The organism is Rothia nasimurium, assembly GCF_928392795.1.
Taxonomy (GTDB): Bacteria; Actinomycetota; Actinomycetes; order Actinomycetales; family Micrococcaceae; genus Rothia; species Rothia nasimurium_F.
This window is the reverse complement of record NZ_CAKMTJ010000004.1, coordinates 1-16,054: the sequence shown is the minus strand read 5'-3', so window position 1 is coordinate 16,054 and position 16,054 is coordinate 1. Positions and strand designations below refer to the sequence as shown.

Below are 16,054 nucleotides of genomic sequence, written 5' to 3'. Positions count from 1 at the left end.
GAAAGGAGAGAGCGAATGAGAGCTGGTGAACTGGCCTATCAGAGCCTGCGCAGCGACATCATGGAGGGAATGCTCGCTCCCGGTTCTGTGATTGCAGAGGTAGAACAGTCAGAGCGCCTGGGGGTCTCTCGCACCCCCGTCCGCGAAGCTATATCCCGCCTTCTCGCTGAGGGTCTTGCCGAACCGGCGCCGGGCCGCGGCGTCATCGTTGCACCGATTTCTCTAGCGAATGTGTATGCCCTCTTTGAGCTCCGCACCTCGCTCGACAGCACGGCGGCAGCACTTGCGGCACGTCGAGGCGATTCCAAGGTCTTCAAAGAGCTGGCACAGGCCTTTGAAGAGGCATCGTTCGCCCTGCACCGCGGAGAAGCCTCGCTGGCGGAGTACTACTCCCTGGTGGATGAGCTCGACACCGCGATCGACGCAGCAGCCAACAACCGCTACCTGCACCAAGCACAGACGTCCTTGCGCACCCAGCTCACCCGCATCCGCAAGCTTTCTAAAGCCAACCCCATCCGGCTAGAGCAGGCGGCTGAAGAGCATGCCCAGATTGCCCGCTGTATCGCTTCCGGCGATCCGCAGCTTGCTGAAGCCGCTACCCGCCTGCACCTAGCCAATGCGCTCTACGCCATCGAAGAGGCCGCAGCCTCCCAGAGCCAGCACAGTCTTTTCAACCATCCAGAACCAACAGCCTAAAACCCCTCACCGGCACCGCTGCCGGGAGGAACAATCTGAAAGGAAACATCAGTGACCAAGCTGCACTCCGTTCGAGTTTATAAGTCCGAAGAAAACCTGCCCCGCGAAGACCAGCTCGCCTACAAGCTCGCCCAGGTAGCTACCGACCCCGTTGAGGTGCTCCCCGAGGTCGAAGAGATGGTTATCAACCGCATCATCGACAACGCCTCTGTCGCTATCGCTTCTCTCAACCGCGGCCCCATCATCTCCGCCCGCGACCAGGCTCTTACCCACGCCCACTCCCCCAATGGAAAGGGCGCAGCCATCTTCGGCGTCCCCGCCAGCACCAAGGTCTCCCCCGAATGGGCAGCCTGGGCCAACGGCGTGGCAGTGCGTGAACTCGACTACCACGACACCTTCCTGGCTGCCGAATACTCCCACCCCGGCGATAACATTCCCCCGATTCTGGCAGTAGCCCAGCACGTGGGCTCCACCGGCCGCGACCTGATTCGCGGTATCGCTACCGGCTACGAGGTCCAGGTCGACCTGGTCAAGGCCATCTGCCTGCACAAGCATAAGATTGACCACGTCGCCCACATCGGCCCGTCCGCTTCTGCCGGTATTGGCACCCTGCTGGGCCTGGACACCGAAGCCATCTTCCAGGCCATCGGTCAGGGCCTGCACACCACCACCGCAACCCGCCAGTCCCGCAAGGGCGAAATCTCCACCTGGAAGGCCCACGCCCCCGCCTTTGCAGGCAAGATGGCAGTTGAAGCGGTTGACCGCGCTATGCGCGGCCAGACCTCCCCCGTGCCGATCTACGAGGGTGAGGACGGCGTCATCGCCTGGATGCTGGATGGTCCCGACGCCCACTACGAAGTGCCCCTGCCCGAAATTGGCGAGCCCAAGCGAGCGATCCTCGACACCTACACCAAGGAACACTCCGCTGAGTACCAGGCCCAGGCATGGATTGACCTGGCCCGCAAGCTGCACCGCGAACACCCCGAATTCGCCAACCCCGAGAACATCGAGTCGATTGTTCTGCACACCTCCCACCACACCCACTACGTCATCGGCTCTGGCGCCAACGACCCCCAGAAGTACGACCCCACCGCCACCCGCGAGACCCTGGACCACTCCATCCCCTACATCTTCACCGTTATGCTGCAGGACGGCGAGTGGGACCACGTCGGCTCCTACGCCCCCGAGCGTGCCCAGCGCGAAGACACCGTAGCCCTCTGGCACAAGGTCACCACCGCAGAGGACGCCGAGTGGACCCGCCGCTACCACTCCAACGACCCTGCTGAAAAGGCCTTCGGCGGAAGCGTTGAAATCAAGCTGGCTAACGGCGAGACCTTCAGCGAAGAAATCGCTGTGGCGGACGCCCACCCGCTCGGTGCCCGTCCTTTCGCCCGCGAGGACTACATCGGCAAGTTCCGCAAGCTGGCCGAGGGCAAGGTCTCTGAAGAAGAGCAGAACCGCTTCATCGAGGCAGCCGAGAACCTGGCTAACCTGGGTGCAGGTGAGCTGGACGCCCTCAACATCACCGCCTCCATCGACCTTGAAACCGGCAAGAAGGGTATCTTCTAATGCTGTACGCTTCAAAAACCGCAACCGAAAAGCGCAAGGACCTGCGCGAGATGCTGGCTAGCGACCAGATTCGCCAGTTCCCCGGCACCTACACCCCCATCTCAGCCCGCCTAATCGAGGAAAAAGGCTTTGACGGTATCTACATCTCGGGCGCAGTGCTGGCCAACGAGCTGGGATTTCCGGACGTCGGCCTCACCACCCTCTCCGAGGTAGCCCAGCGCGCAGGGCAGATTGCCCGCATCACCAACCTGCCCGCCATTGTGGATGCCGACACCGGCTTTGGTGAGCCCATGAACGTGGCCCGCACCATCCAGGAGTTCGAAGAATACGGCCTGGCAGGCTGCCACATTGAGGACCAGTTCAACCCCAAGCGCTGCGGCCACCTCGACAACAAGAACATGGTTGACCTTGAAACCGCGACCAAGCGAATCAAGGCAGCAGCCGAGGCCCGCCGGGACGAGAACTTCCTGATTATGGCCCGCACCGACCTGCGCGGTACCTCATCCCTTGAGGAAACCATCAACCGTATCAAGGCTCTGGTCGATGCCGGCGCCGATGCGATTTTCCCCGAGGCCATGAAGAATCTCGACGAGTTCAAGGCTGTCTGCGACGCTGTGGACGTGCCGGTTCTTGCCAACATGACCGAGTTCGGCAAGAGCGAGCTTTACACCAAGGAACAGTTGGCTGAAGCGGGTATCTCAATGATTATCTACCCTGTCACCCTGCTGCGCTCCTCGCTGGGAGCCATGGAACGCGTCCTGGAAACCATCGAGCGTGACGGTACCCAGGAGGCCTACGTGGACCAGATGTTCACCCGCTCCCGCCTCTACGACCTGGTCGACTACGAGGCCTACAACCAGTTCGACACCGGCATCTTCAACTTCGAGGTTCCCGGTAAGTTCGAAGCCTAAACGCACAAGGAGAAACAGACATGAGCGACAACGAGGTCAAAAAAGGTCTGGCCGGTGTAGTTGCTGACTATACCGCCATCTCAAAGGTCAACGCAGAAACCAACTCCCTGCTCTACCGGGGCTACCCGGTACAGGAACTGGCGACTGTTCCTTTTGAGAAGGTAGCCCTGCTGCTCTGGAACGGGGAGCTACCCACCGACGAAGAGCTGGAAGAGTTCACCGCTTTCGAGAGAGCCCACCGTGAGCTACCGGCAGCGTTGAAGGCAGTGATCGAGGCCCTGCCTACCGACTGCCACCCCATGGATGTCTGCCGCACAGCGACCTCCTTCCTGGGCGCAGCCGACCCCAAGAGCGAGGATCTCTCCCCCGAGACCGAGCTGCTCAAGGCCAAGGAACTGTTCGCGGTCATGCCGGCTGTGGTCTGCTACGACCAGCGTCGCCGCCGGGGCCAGAGCATCATTGCCCCGCGCGAAGACCTGGACTACTGCGATAACTTCCTCTACATGGCCTTCGGCGAAGTCCCGGCCCCCGAGGTCAAGACCGCTTTCAACGTCTCCATGGTCATGTACGCCGAGCACTCCTTCAACGCCTCTACCTTCACCGCCCGCGTCATTACCTCCTCCCTCTCAGACCTGCACTCAGCCGTCACCGGCGCCATCGGTGCCCTTAAGGGCCCCCTGCACGGTGGCGCCAACGAGGCCGTGCAGCACACCTTCGATGAAATCGGTGTGATTGAGGGTGAGTCCCAGGCAGACGCTAAGGCTCGTGCAAAGGCATGGATGGAGGCCGCCCTGGCAGAGAAGAAGAAGATTATGGGCTTCGGTCACCGGGTCTACAAGAACGGCGATTCCCGTGTGCCCACCATGCAGAAGTCCTTCTTCGATATGGTCGAATACTACGGCCGCCACGACATTATCGGTCTCTACCAGGGTCTGGCTGAAGCAATGGACGAGGCTAAGGGAATCAAGCCCAACCTGGATTACCCTGCTGGCCCCACCTACCACCTGATGGGCTTTGATACCCCCACCTTCACCCCCATCTTCGTGGCTTCCCGCATCACCGGCTGGACCGCCCACATCTTGGAGCAGCGCGCAGCGAATTCGCTGATTCGCCCGCTCTCTGCCTACAACGGTGTGGACGAGCGCCACCTGAGCTAATCTCCACCTTTAGCAGCGACTCGCTGAGTCGGCTGGCTGAGAAGCTTCTCGTTCCTCAGCCAGCCGACTTTGTGCTATTTACCTATCTGGCAGTACTAGCGCAGCTCCCTAGGGAGTTTTTCAAGCAGACGCAGCCAGATTTCTGAGGACGTTGGGTAGGCAGGTACCGCGTGCCGCAGCAGCTTAACGGGTAGCTGGGCGGTAACGGCAATCGTAGCTGCATGCAGGAGCTCGGCAGCTTCCTCCCCCACAAAGACGGCACCCAGTAGGACGCCGGTGTCAGCATCAACGGTCAGTTCAGCAAAGCCCCGGTTGAGGTCAGACAGCAAGGAGGTACCGGCGGCCTCGTTCATGGCGGCCCGGCTGGTGACCACGCTATGGCCCTGCTGGATGGCCTGAGGAGCGGTGAGTCCGACCTGGGCTACCTGGGGCTGGCTAAAGATCACCTGGGGTACTGGAGCTTCTTGTTCAGGGGCGTACTCTTCCTGCCCGGCGAGGGCGGCCCCTAGAACCCGTGCCCGGTATTTACCCTGGTGTGTGAGTAGTACCTGCCCGGCGGCGTCCCCAATCAGGTGGAGCCAGTCGGGCCCCTCACCAGCCAGGGCCGCCTCCGGGCTGAGACCAATAGTGTGGAGCCCTACCGCTTCTAGGGCAGGGGTGCGCCCGGTCGCTAGCAGCAGTTCATCACTGACCAGGGTCTGCCCGTCATCAAAGGTGAGCGTAACTTCCCCACCGTGCACCCTACCGAGCCCTGTGGCGCTGGGGGCCTCGCGGCGGGCGTCCGTAACCCGGGCACCGTAGCGGAGGGTGATGCCGGCATCGGTCAGGGCCGTAGCAATCATATCGCTGAGCCCCTCGACCTCTGCACCTAGCCTGCCCAAGAGGTGCTGCCCACGTACCAGCAGGGTCACTTCGCTACCCAGGGCGGCCATCCAGGTGGCAGCTTCTACCGCAACTACACCGCCACCCACGATGGTAAGTCGCCGCGGTATCTCAACTACGCCGGTAGCGTCCCTGTTATCCCAGGCCTCTAACCCCGTATAGAGATGAGGCACCCGAGCCTGTGACCCCGTTGCCAGCACAACGGCCCGGCGGGCCTTGAGAATCCGGGTGGCTCCGTCAGCGGAGGTTACCTCAACAGTTTTATCACCGGTCAGTTCTCCGTGGCCGCGCACCACGGTGATACCGGCCGATTCAGCCCAGCGTACCTGCCCCTCATCTCGGTAGCGAGAGACCCAGGCATCACGCCGTTTCAGCAGGTCATCTGCATTCACAGTGGTTCCGGTGAGGCCGGGCAGGTGCTGGGCAAGCTGAGCTACCTGCAAGGGGCGCAGTAGGGCCTTTGACGGCATACAGGCGTAGTAGGAGCACTCCCCGCCCAGAAGTTCGTGCTCAATCAGGGCAACGTTCAGCCCGCCCTGGGTGGCGTAGTCGGCAAGGTTCTCTCCCACCGGGCCAGCGCCAATAACCAGCACATCGAAGGTAGCGGTATCTAAGCGGGCTTGGTCTGTCTGTGGGGTAGTATTCATCGTTGTCTCTCGTATATCTAGCGGGCGCGGGGGTGGCTAGCTGCAAAGACCTCGCGCAGGGTATCGGCGGTGACCTTGGTATAGACCTGGGTTGTTGTCACCGAAGCATGCCCCAGAAGTTCCTGCACCACGCGAATGTCGGCCCCGCCCTCAAGCAGGTGGGTCGCGAAGGAGTGGCGCAAGGTATGCGGAGAAATCTCAGCCCGAATTTTCGCCCGTTCAGCGTGGTTTTTAAGGATAAGGTAGGCACCCTGCCGGGTGATACGCCCGCCTCTCGCATTGAGAAAGAGGGCAGCGCTTCCCCTGCCGCGGGAGGCGAGCGCCGGGCGTCCGCGCACCAGGTAGTCGTCGATAGCCCGGGCAGCGTAGGAGCCAACGGGCACTACCCTCTCCTTGTTGCCTTTACCGAAGAGTCTTACGACGGCGGGCAGCTGGGGGTTTTCTTCCGTGGGGTTCCGGTCGATGACCAGGTCATCGATATCAACCGTGATAGCTTCGCTGATGCGGGCACCCGTGGAGTAGAGGAATTCGAGCAGGGCCCTATCGCGCAGCCCCGCGGGGGTGGCGGGGTCGGGGCTTTCCAGCAGGCGGGTGATGTCGGCCAGGGGTAGGGCCTTGGGCAGGCGGGCGGCGGGGGTGGGCGGACGGACGGTCGCCGCGGGGTCTGTGGGCGTGGTGCCTTCGCGGTACCAGAAGGAATGGGCGCCGCGCACGCCGCTGATGATGCGGGCGACCGATTTCGCTGCGAGGTCTGCTCCCCCGTCCTTGCCCGGGGCAGAGCAGTGGGCGGCGAAGTCTCGCACGTGTTTTTTGGTGATGGTACCCGGGGCAATGACGCCCTGGCCTGCCAGGTAGCTGCTGTAGCGGGTGAGGTCGCGGCGGTAGGCTGCCTGGGTGTTGGCGGCTAGGCCTCGTTCGATGGCCAGGTGGTTGAGGTAGGCCTCGATGGCTCTGTCGAGCGGGGTGGGTGCAGCCGGGGTGCTGGGGGCCACCTTAGAGACCTTCGGCGGGGCGGATTTCGCCGCGGTAGTTTGCCTCGCGCAGGGCGGGGTGGGCGGTGAAGGGGGCGGACGCCGGGTAGAGGGTTTCGAAGTTACGGCGGGCTGCGGCGTCGGCGGCAAGAATCGCGTTGGTGGAGGCGGCATTGTGGATTCGTCCGGCCAGCACAGCGCGGACGGCCTCATCGAGCGGTACCCAGCGCTGCACGATTTCTGATTCTTCGTGGACCCGCTCTTCGCGGTCCTCAGCGGGGATGGCGCTGAGATCGCGGGCCAGGTAGATACGGCAGGCCTCGCCCATACCGCCGGGTGAGTTGTAGAACTCCATGAGGGTATCCCACCGGGCGGCTTGGAGGTCAGTTTCTTCTGCCAGTTCACGGGCGGCAGCGTGCACGGGGTCTTCGCCATCGATGTCGAGTAGACCTGCGGGGATTTCCCAAAGGTTAGCGCGGACGGGGTGGCGGTACTGGTTGATGAGCAGCACCTCGTTCTTCTCGTTGAGAGCGAGGACGGCTACCGCCCCGGGATGCAACAGAAAATCTCGTTCGAAGGGTTCAGCGCCTTCTTCCAGTGCTATGCCCTCGCGGATAACGTCCCAGACGTAGCCCTCAAATTTGGTGGTGCGGCTGGTGACGTAGCGGGGGTTGGCGATGTCAGCGATTGTATCTTGGGTCGCGGCGAGCGCCGGGGCGTCGAGGCGGGGGGCGTCCCCCACCTCATACGAGAGATTCTGTTGCATACCTTAGAACAGTACTAGCCGTTCTTGCGGGTCTCAAGTGCCGCCTTGATCAGCCCCGCAAAGAGGGGGTGGGGGCGGGTGGGGCGGGAGCGGTATTCCGGGTGGGCCTGGGTGGCGATGTAGTAGGGGTGCTCGCTCACGGGCAGCTCAACGAACTCCACCAGGGACGAGTCGGGTGAGGTACCAGAGATCACCAGACCGGCTTCTTCCAGCTGCTGGCGGTAGTCGTTGTTGACCTCGTAGCGGTGGCGGTGGCGCTCCGCTACCTCGGTTGCCCCGTAGACGCTTTCAGCCAGTGAACCTGCTGCCAGGGTTGCCGGGTAGAGGCCCAGGCGCATGGTACCGCCCAGGTCGCCTGCGCCGTCCACGAAGGCCTTCTGCTCTTCGATGGTAGCGATCAGCGGGGATGCGGTCTCGGGGTCGAACTCGGTCGATGAGGCGTCCTTGATACCGAGCACGTTGCGGGCGTATTCGAGCACCATAGACTGCAACCCTAGGCAGATGCCCAGGGTGGGAATCTTGTTTTCGCGGGTGTGGCGCAGGGCGCCAATCTTGCCGTCAAGGCCGCGGATGCCGAAGCCGCCGGGCACGAGAATGGCGTCCATACCGCGCAGCTGGTGGGCGGCGTCCTCGCGGCTAGCGCAGAGGTCGGCGGCAACCCACTTGATGTTGACCTTGGCGTCATTGGCAAAGCCACCGGCGCGCAGGGCCTCGGTGACCGAGAGATAGGCGTCGGGCAGGTCGATGTACTTACCGACCAGGGCAACGTTGACCTCGGTTTTGGGGGTGTGGACGGCGCTCAGCAGCTTATCCCACTGGGTGAAGTCAACGGGCTCAGCGTCGATGCCCAGGTAGTCCAGGATGTAGGCGTCGAGGTTCTGGCTGTGCAGGGTCTTGGGGATGTCGTAGATGCTGGGGGCGTCAGCGCAGGAGATCACGGCCTCGGGCTCTACGTCACAGGCGTGACCGATCTTGATCTTGTGTGACTCGGGCACTTCGCGTTCACAGCGCAGGATCAGGCCGTCGGGAATAATACCCAGGCCACGCAAGGCGGCAACGGAGTGCTGGGTGGGCTTGGTCTTCAGCTCGCCGGACGGCCCGATGAAGGGCACCAGAGACACGTGCAGGAAGAAGACGTTGCGGCGGCCCACATCGCGGCGGACCTGGCGGGCTGCTTCGAGAAAGGGCAGGGATTCGATGTCGCCCACGGTGCCACCGATTTCGGTGATGATGATGTCGGGGGCGTTCTCGCCTTCAGCGGGAAGGCGCATGCGGCGCTTGATTTCATCGGTGATGTGGGGAATGACCTGCACGGTATCGCCCAGGTATTCGCCGCGGCGTTCCTTGGCGATGACGTGGGAGTAGACCTGACCGGTGGTGACGTTTGCTGCCTGGGAGAGGTTCTCGTCGAGGAAGCGTTCGTAGTGGCCGATGTCGAGGTCGGTTTCTGCCCCGTCGTCGGTGACGAATACCTCACCGTGCTGGAAGGGGTTCATGGTGCCGGGGTCGACATTGAGATAGGGGTCGAGCTTCTGCATGGTCACTGAAAGACCACGGGAGCGAAGAAGTCGGCCGAGAGATGAGGCTGAGAGGCCTTTGCCGAGAGATGATGCTACGCCGCCGGTGACGAAAATCTGGCGGGTGACTTTACCGTTGTTTGATGCGTTTGTATCTACCACGGAATTCCAGCCTATCACCGTTTCTGTTTCGCGTGTGTAAACACTGTGGGGCAGGGCCCGGTGGGCGGACGCCTGCCCCCGGCTTCTGCTGAGCAGGTAGGGCACCTGCCCGGGGCTAGATTTGCCCGGCGTCGGCCAGGAGTTCCCGGGCGTGTTCCTGGGCTGCTGCAGACTGGTCGTGGCCTGAGAGCATACGGGCAAGCTCTACCACCCGCTCTTCAGCGGTGAGTACCTGCACACGGGAGAGGGAACCGTCCTCGTTTTTGCGCACCAGGATGTGCTGGTCAGCAAAAGCCGCGACCTGGGGCAGGTGGGTGACGACCAGAACCTGCACGTTTTTGGCCAGCATAGCTAGGCGGCGGCCGATTTCGATGGCTGCCTTACCGCCGACGCCGGAGTCCACCTCATCAAAGATAAAAGTGGGTACGGGGTCTACCTCGGAGAGCACTACTTCAAGAGCCAGCATGACGCGGGAGAGCTCACCACCTGAAGCTCCCTTGCCCAGGGGACGGGGCACGGCCTGGGCGTGGGGGGCCAGCATGAAGGTCACCGTGTCCTTACCAAAGCGGTGGAACTTCTCAGTTTCTTCCACCTCAACCACCAGGGAGGCATTGGGCATGGCCAGGGCTGAGAGTTCTTCACTGACGGCCGCGGCCAGCTTACGGGCGGCCTTGGTGCGCAGTTCGGTGAGGGCTGCAGCCTGCTCCCCCAGGGTCTCGCGCAGCTGGCGCAGCTCGGCTTCCAGGGCCTCCTGGCGGGCCGGGTCGTCGGAGAGGGTTTCCAGGCGGGCCCGAGATTCTTCTGCCCAGGCCAGCACCTCGGCAATATCAGCCCCGTACTTGCGGGTCAGGCTCTTGAGCTGGGCCCGGCGGTGCTCGACCTCAGCAAGGCGTTCTGGCCCCTCGGTATCTAGTCCCGAAGTGTAGGCCGAGATTTCTTCGGCAATGTCGGTCACATGGATCAGTGCCTCGTTCAGCCGTCCAGCGAGAGCTGCCAGGTCGGCGTCCGCATCTGCCTCTGAGGCCAGGGCGGTGCGGGCGGCATCGAGCAGCCCCAGCACGTTGGGCTCGTCCGCGTCCCCGTATTCGGTGCCCGACAGAGCGGCGGACGCCGTCGCCGCAGCTAGACGCAGGGACTCAACGTTGGCCAGTTTTTGGCTTTCTGCCCGCAGGGCCTCATCTTCGCCCTCGGCAGGTTGCACCGAGTCAATTTCGGCAAGTGCCCCCTGCAGGGTCTGGGCTTCCAGGGCCCGGGCGCGGGTATTTTCGCGCACGTCTCGCAGCTCCCCGGCAGCCTGGCGGTAACGTTCGTAGTTGATGGTGTAGGAGGCTAGGAGCTTTTCAAGCTTTTTCCCTGCGTAAGAGTCCAGAGCGTGGCGCTGTTCGGCGGCGTCCTTGAGGCGCAGCTGGTCGGACTGGCCGTGCACCGCCACCAGGGTATGGCCGATGTCGGCCAGAGTGCCGATAGGGGCAGAGATACCCCCTACGTGAGCGCGGGAGCGACCAGCGGCGCTGACAGTTCGAGCAAGAAGTAGCTCGGCAGAACCGCCGTCGAGTTCTTCAACCGAACCACCGGCGTCCTCGGCCAGGGCTAGGGCGCGGTGCCCCTGAGGCAGGCGGATAACTGCCTCGGCCAAGGCATTCTTAGCGCCGTTGCGCACGCTAGAGGCATCGGAGCGAGCGCCCAGCAGCATGCCCAGAGCCGTCACGACCATGGTTTTACCGGCACCCGTCTCACCGGTCAGCACCGAGAAGCCGGGTTCAAGAGGCAGGCGGGCATCGGTAATAACGCCCAAATCGCGCAGGTGAATTTCTTCAATCACGTGGGAAAACTTTCTTGACGAGGTTAGTCGTTACGGATAACGGTCAGGGCGCTGGTCGCAGGCCCGGGGGTGTGAGGCCCCCGCCAGCCAGCGATGGGAAGCTCGAACTTCTTCACCAGGCGCTCGGAGAAGGGAGCCGGGTGCATACGGGCCAGGCGGACGGGCTTGGACGAGCGGGTTACCTCGACGCGGGCTCCGGGAGGCAGGTCTCGGGTACGGCGTCCGTCGCACCAGAGCACACCTTCTGCCCCGTTCGTGGAGATCAGTTCTACCGCCATCATGGAGGTCGGTGCGGTGACCAGGGGGCGGGCAAAGAGAGCATGGGCAGATAAGGGCACCATGAGCATAGCTTCGACGCTGGGCCAGACGACCGGCCCGCCACCGGAGAAGGCATAGGCGGTTGAGCCGGTGGGGGTTGCCAGCACTACCCCATCGCAGCCAAAGGACGACAGGGGGCGCCGGTCAACCTCAATGACCACCTCGATCATTTTTTCTCGATTGCCCTTTTCCACGCTGGCTTCGTTCAGCGCCCAGGTTTCGAGAATTTTCTGGCTGCCGTCCCAGACCTTCACATCGATAGCCATACGTTCTTCGACCGTGTAGTCCCCTGAGACTACTCGCTCTACTGTTTCGGTCAGGTCGAATTCCTCGGCTTCTGCCAGGAATCCTACGTGCCCCAGGTTCACACCGATCAGAGGAATCTGGGTGTGACGAATCATCTCGGCTGCTCGCAGAATCGACCCGTCGCCGCCGAGCACCATGCCCAGCTCAATATCTTTAAGCGCCACAGACTCGTGAGCCACTGCCACAGGAACGGGGTTCTCCCATTTTTCGGTCAGGGCTTCAAGGTCGGCGCGATTCATCACGGGCACCAGGCCGGCACGGTGGAGCTGGGTACAGGTAGCTCGCGCCGCATTCCTGGCCTCTAGGCGCCCGGTATGGGCAAAGACAAGAATGTTGCGTTCTCCCGGCTCCTTGGCCTGGTGGAGGTGCTGTGCGGTGTCAGGTGTTTCGTTCACACTTTTAGGCTAGCTGACCGTAAACGGTTTTGCTGTTTTTCTAAGGCCCAACACACCGGATTTTTTCGAATATTTATTCGACTTTGGGTGCCCTATGAAGCGGGGGTCGCTTCGTCAGGCTTGCGGCACCAGAGGAAGAATTCTACGTTGCCGTCCTGCCCCGGCAGGGGGCTTTCCTGCTCCCCCAGCACGAGCAGGCCGGCGTCCTGCGCTGCCGCGCGGACGGACGCCACGGCGTCCGCTCTCACCTCGGGGTCGGTCACTACCCCGCCCTTGCCGATGCGGGCCGGGCCCACCTCAAACTGGGGTTTAACCATGAGCAGCAGGTCCCCGCCTGCGGCCGTTGCCCGAGCCAGCGGCTCAACGACCTTGGTGAGGGAGATAAAGCTCAGGTCTGAGACCGTAAGGGCAACCTGCCCGCCGACGTCCTCGGGGCTCATGTGCCGCACGTTCATGCCCTCATAAACGTCAACGGCCGGGTGGTTCCGGATCTGTTCGACCAGCTGGTCGTGCCCCACATCAACCGCCGCAACCCGGCTGGCCCCTCGGCGGAGTAACACATCGGTAAAACCGCCGGTGGAGGCACCCGCATCCAGGCAGAATTTACCGGCAACGGTAATCTCGGGGAAGGCATCCAGCGCCCCGGCCAGCTTGTGCCCGGCACGGCTCACATACTCGGTCAGCTCGCTGCGGCGGACGCGGACGCGGTCCCCCTCCTTCAGCTTTTGGGCTGGCTTCGTCATGGTACGGCCGTTCACGCTGATGTGCCCGCCCTCAACCATCTTGGCCGCCAGCGTGCGGGAGCGGGCAATCTTTGCCTGCACCATGTACTGGTCCAGTCGCATGTTCTTCCTTCCCGCTCCGCACTCGGCTCTAGCGGCTTGAATCTAGGTCTTCTTTGAGGGCAGACGCCAGCTGGCCCAGCCTCTCGATGCGTTCGGTGGCATCCAGGGCCAGGGCAGCTGTCAGCGCCGCCTCGAACTCGGGGTCGAGAGCCTCGGCTTCTTCAGTCGGTAGCCCCGAAACTGCCTTTTCTTCGAGACTCTGGGCGGTTTCGTCCGTGCCCTTAGCCACGGTGCACCTGGCTAGGAGCAAGCGGGGCGGACGCATCGGGGTGGGCAGCCCACCAGGCTGCGCAGGCCACACGCCAGCTATCAATCTCGCTACCCTCACCGGTGATGGTGAGTTCGGTATCGGTTGCCTCAGCGGACCAGCCTGCGCCCCGAGCGCCCATACCGGTAGCGCTTGCCTGCACCTGGATCTGGGGGTAGTCCTCGAAGAAACCGGCGAGGTCTTCCAGAATATAGGTGGGACGCTCCACCGGAATAGCCGCCAGAATGCTCTGGTAGGTCTCCACCCCGGTCATGACCACGGCCGTCGCCATCGCTGCCCGGTTACCGCCCTGGATATCGGTATCCAGGCGGTCGCCCACCACCACAGGACGCTGGGAGTTCAGTTTCTGGGCGGCGGTGACAAAAATAGGTGACTCCGGCTTACCAGCTACCTGCGGGGTGCGCCCGGTAGCCGTCGCTACAGCCCCCACCAGGGTGCCGTTACCGGGGGCGATGCCACGTTCCTTCGGGATAGTGAAATCGGTGTTCGAGGCAACCCACAGCACCTTCTCATCAGCCAGAGTGTAGGCGGCTTCTGCCAGGTCTTCCCAAATAATTTTGGGGTTGAAGCCCTGAGCAACCGCAACCGGCTCATCGGCCTGGCTACTAACGGGGGTCAGGCCTGCCGCAGCCACACAGTCAGCAAGAGCCTGAGCACCGGTAATCAGTACCTTGGCCCCGGCAGGTAGCTGGGCCTTGAGCAGCTCAGCTGCTGCCTGCGCCGAGCTGATGACGTGCTCAGCATCGGTTTTGACGCCGAGCTCCACCAGATGGTCAGCAACGGCCTGGACGCTACGCGAGGCATTATTGGTCACAAAGGCTACCGGCACACCGGCTTCCTGAGCCCTGTTCAGGGCTTGCGGGGCGCCTTCAATAGCGAAAGGTCCTGCGTAGACAACACCATCAAGGTCTGAGAGAATCGCGTCGTGCGCTGCCAGCAGCATTAGTCGCGATCCCCCTCAACAGCTTCAGGAGCAAGCTCGAAGAGGGCTTCTTCTTCTGCCTGTTCTTCGCTTACCACGGTTTCAGCGCTGGCAGGGGTCTCGTCGACCTCAAAGAGGGCGCCGTCATCGCTGGCTTCAGGCTCTTCTGTGGTTGCTGCACCGGTGGCCTCAGTCTCGGTGGCTTCAGCAGCGTCTGCTTCTGTGTCGGTCTCTACAGCCTCGGCAGCCGGTGCCTGAGCTTCAGCCGCTTCTAGGTCAACGGAGGGTTCTTCGGGTTCGAGCAGGTCCTGCTCGGTGAAGATATCGAAGATCTCAGGTTCGACGAAGTCACCCTGCCCCAGCGCAGCTTCGGTCATTAGCGCTAAGCGGGCCCAGCGGGCTGCTTCCTTACTACGTCCGTCCTGCTCCAGCAGTTCAGCGTAGGTGTTGAAGAGGCGGGGTGAGTAGTCGAACCCGCGCTTGGGGTTCAGCTCAGGAATCTCAAGGGCCTTCAGAGCCTTCTTCAGTTCGCCCTGGTCGCTGTAGATACCGGAGACAACGATAGCGACCTCAGAGCGGACGGCGGCAGGTACCTCTTCGTTCTTCGCTTCTTCAGCCAGGGTCAAAGCCTTTTCGATACGCCCCAGGGCACGCTCGCAGTCTACGAGCAGCGCTAGGTGCTCGTTGGAGCCCGAGATACGGCGGTGGGTGCGCAGTTCACGCAGGGCCAGTTCAAAGTCCTCTGCAGCGTAGGCTGCGATACCGACGACCTCGCGGACGACGCCGATTCGGCCTGCGCGCTTTGAGGCAGCAACAGCGTGTTCTAGGGCGAAGTCGGGGTCGATGTCGAGGTAACGGCCGACCATGACCAGGTGCTTGGCTACGGTGTCTGCGTTCTGGGCTTCTAGCTGGCGCAGGGCACGCAGGGTCCAGTTTTCGAGTTCCTTGCCGGTGACGTCGGTGTCGATCTCGGGTGCATTCTTTGACGGACGGTAGTCACCGCTGGGGTTCTTTGCCTCAGCAGTAAAGTTACGGTCTTTGCGCTCCACCTGGAAACCGCGCTTATTCTGGTCGCGGTCGAAGTTCTTGCGGGGGCCGTTACCCTTACGGTCGAAGGAGCGTTCGCCGCGGCCGTTACCGTTGTTTTTACGGTCGTCGAAGCGCTTGCCACCGCCGCGGTTCTTATCGAAGGGCTTCTTCTTGTCGCCGTAGGGGCGGTCGCCGTCGCGCTTGGTGTATCCGCTGTCGTTACGGTCGGAGCGGTCGCTGCGGTAGGGGCGTGAGGAGTTACGGTCGTTGTTCTTCTTGTAGCCACCGCGGTTTTTATCTGAGTGGTTACGTGAGTATTCAGCCAAGTGAGCTCCTCTATGGTGTTTGTGGTGGGGGTTGGGCTCTTTTCTGCCCTGTTTTTAATGCTAGGTTCTAGTCTATCTGGCTTGGGGTACCTTGCGTAGGGGCTGCCTGGTCTTACCGGTGCGTTTTCAGGCACACAGCTTCACGCTTGGCCGTCGCTTTAAAACAAAAAGGGCTCGGAGCGATAGCTCCGAGCCATAAACAAAAAGAGCCTGAGCTTTATAGCTCAGGCTCTTCCTGTATCCCAATATAAAAACCGGCGGTGACCTACTCTCCCACACCGTCACCAGTGCAGTACCATCGGCGCAAAGAGCCTTAACTTCCGGGTTCGGGATGGAACCGGGTGTTTCCCTCTCGCTATAACCACCGTAAACCTACGATGCACCACCCCACACAGGGGGCAGCAACAACAACCCCAATCGGTTATTGCCTCAAAACCATACAGTGGACGCAAACAACAAACAAACTCAGTCATAAAAGTGTAAGCCTTCGGACTATTAGTACCAGTCAACTCCACGGGCATTCCCCGCGTCCATACCTGGCCTAT

At 62.2% G+C, this 16,054-nt stretch carries 14 protein-coding genes and 1 rRNA gene; 4 read left to right on the top strand and 11 right to left on the bottom strand.

From position 1 onward, the window contains the following. Positions 1–15 precede the first annotated feature (15 nt). From L6963_RS05435 to L6963_RS05420, 4 genes are read left to right on the top strand one after another with little or no spacing between them, the layout of a single operon-like run. Positions 16–696: a GntR family transcriptional regulator gene (locus tag L6963_RS05435; RefSeq protein WP_185173207.1), complete on the top strand. Its 681-nt coding sequence runs from the start codon at positions 16–18 to the stop codon at positions 694–696. A gap of 51 nt (positions 697–747) precedes the next feature. Continuing rightward, complete coding sequence (locus L6963_RS05430) at positions 748–2,265, top strand: MmgE/PrpD family protein (protein WP_237207232.1); 1,518 nt, start codon at positions 748–750, stop codon at positions 2,263–2,265. Further along, positions 2,265–3,176, top strand: a complete 912-nt coding sequence (gene prpB / locus L6963_RS05425; RefSeq protein WP_237207233.1) for a methylisocitrate lyase — start codon at positions 2,265–2,267, stop codon at positions 3,174–3,176. The genes L6963_RS05430 and prpB overlap by 1 nt, the downstream gene beginning before the upstream one ends. A 20-nt stretch (positions 3,177–3,196) precedes the next feature. Beyond that, positions 3,197–4,333: a bifunctional 2-methylcitrate synthase/citrate synthase gene (locus L6963_RS05420; protein ID WP_237207234.1), complete on the top strand. Its 1,137-nt coding sequence runs from the start codon at positions 3,197–3,199 to the stop codon at positions 4,331–4,333. A 95-nt stretch (positions 4,334–4,428) separates the two neighbouring features. Here the strand turns inward: L6963_RS05420 and L6963_RS05415 are convergent, their stop codons facing one another. The 11 genes from L6963_RS05415 to rrf all read right to left on the bottom strand — a co-directional run bounded on the left by L6963_RS05415 (position 4,429) and on the right by rrf (position 15,878). Next, positions 4,429–5,862 (bottom strand): dihydrolipoyl dehydrogenase family protein, encoded by a 1,434-nt coding sequence (locus L6963_RS05415; RefSeq protein ID WP_237207235.1) that lies wholly within the window; start codon positions 5,860–5,862, stop codon positions 4,429–4,431. Between the two features lie 17 nt (positions 5,863–5,879). Beyond that, entirely contained in the window at positions 5,880–6,854 is a 975-nt protein-coding gene (locus tag L6963_RS05410; protein WP_237207236.1) for a site-specific tyrosine recombinase XerD, read from the bottom strand. Between the two features lies 1 nt (position 6,855). Beyond that, on the bottom strand, positions 6,856–7,599 hold the full coding sequence (locus tag L6963_RS05405) for an NUDIX domain-containing protein (protein ID WP_237207237.1): 744 nt from the start codon (positions 7,597–7,599) through the stop codon (positions 6,856–6,858). 14 nt (positions 7,600–7,613) lie between these two features. Continuing rightward, on the bottom strand, positions 7,614–9,296 hold the full coding sequence (locus L6963_RS05400; protein WP_237207238.1) for a CTP synthase: 1,683 nt from the start codon (positions 9,294–9,296) through the stop codon (positions 7,614–7,616). A gap of 97 nt (positions 9,297–9,393) precedes the next feature. After that, positions 9,394–11,100: a DNA repair protein RecN gene (gene recN / locus L6963_RS05395; protein ID WP_237207239.1), complete on the bottom strand. Its 1,707-nt coding sequence runs from the start codon at positions 11,098–11,100 to the stop codon at positions 9,394–9,396. Between the two features lie 23 nt (positions 11,101–11,123). Continuing rightward, entirely contained in the window at positions 11,124–12,119 is a 996-nt protein-coding gene (locus L6963_RS05390; RefSeq protein WP_237207240.1) for an NAD kinase, read from the bottom strand. Between the two features lie 92 nt (positions 12,120–12,211). Next, positions 12,212–12,964: a TlyA family RNA methyltransferase gene (locus L6963_RS05385; protein ID WP_237207241.1), complete on the bottom strand. Its 753-nt coding sequence runs from the start codon at positions 12,962–12,964 to the stop codon at positions 12,212–12,214. Between the two features lie 28 nt (positions 12,965–12,992). Then, positions 12,993–13,193 carry a hypothetical protein gene (locus tag L6963_RS05380; RefSeq protein WP_237207242.1) on the bottom strand — a complete coding sequence of 67 codons (201 nt, stop codon included), beginning with the start codon at positions 13,191–13,193 and terminating at the stop codon, positions 12,993–12,995. Further along, a complete protein-coding gene (locus L6963_RS05375; protein ID WP_237207243.1) occupies positions 13,186–14,175 on the bottom strand; it encodes an HAD-IIA family hydrolase in 990 nt (329 codons plus the stop codon). The genes L6963_RS05380 and L6963_RS05375 overlap by 8 nt, the downstream gene beginning before the upstream one ends. Further along, complete coding sequence (locus tag L6963_RS05370; protein ID WP_237207244.1) at positions 14,175–15,509, bottom strand: tetratricopeptide repeat protein; 1,335 nt, start codon at positions 15,507–15,509, stop codon at positions 14,175–14,177. Before L6963_RS05370 ends, L6963_RS05375 begins: the two co-directional genes overlap by 1 nt. Before the next feature lie 252 nt (positions 15,510–15,761). Continuing rightward, positions 15,762–15,878 (bottom strand): 5S ribosomal RNA (gene rrf, locus L6963_RS05365). Positions 15,879–16,054: the final 176 nt, after the last annotated feature.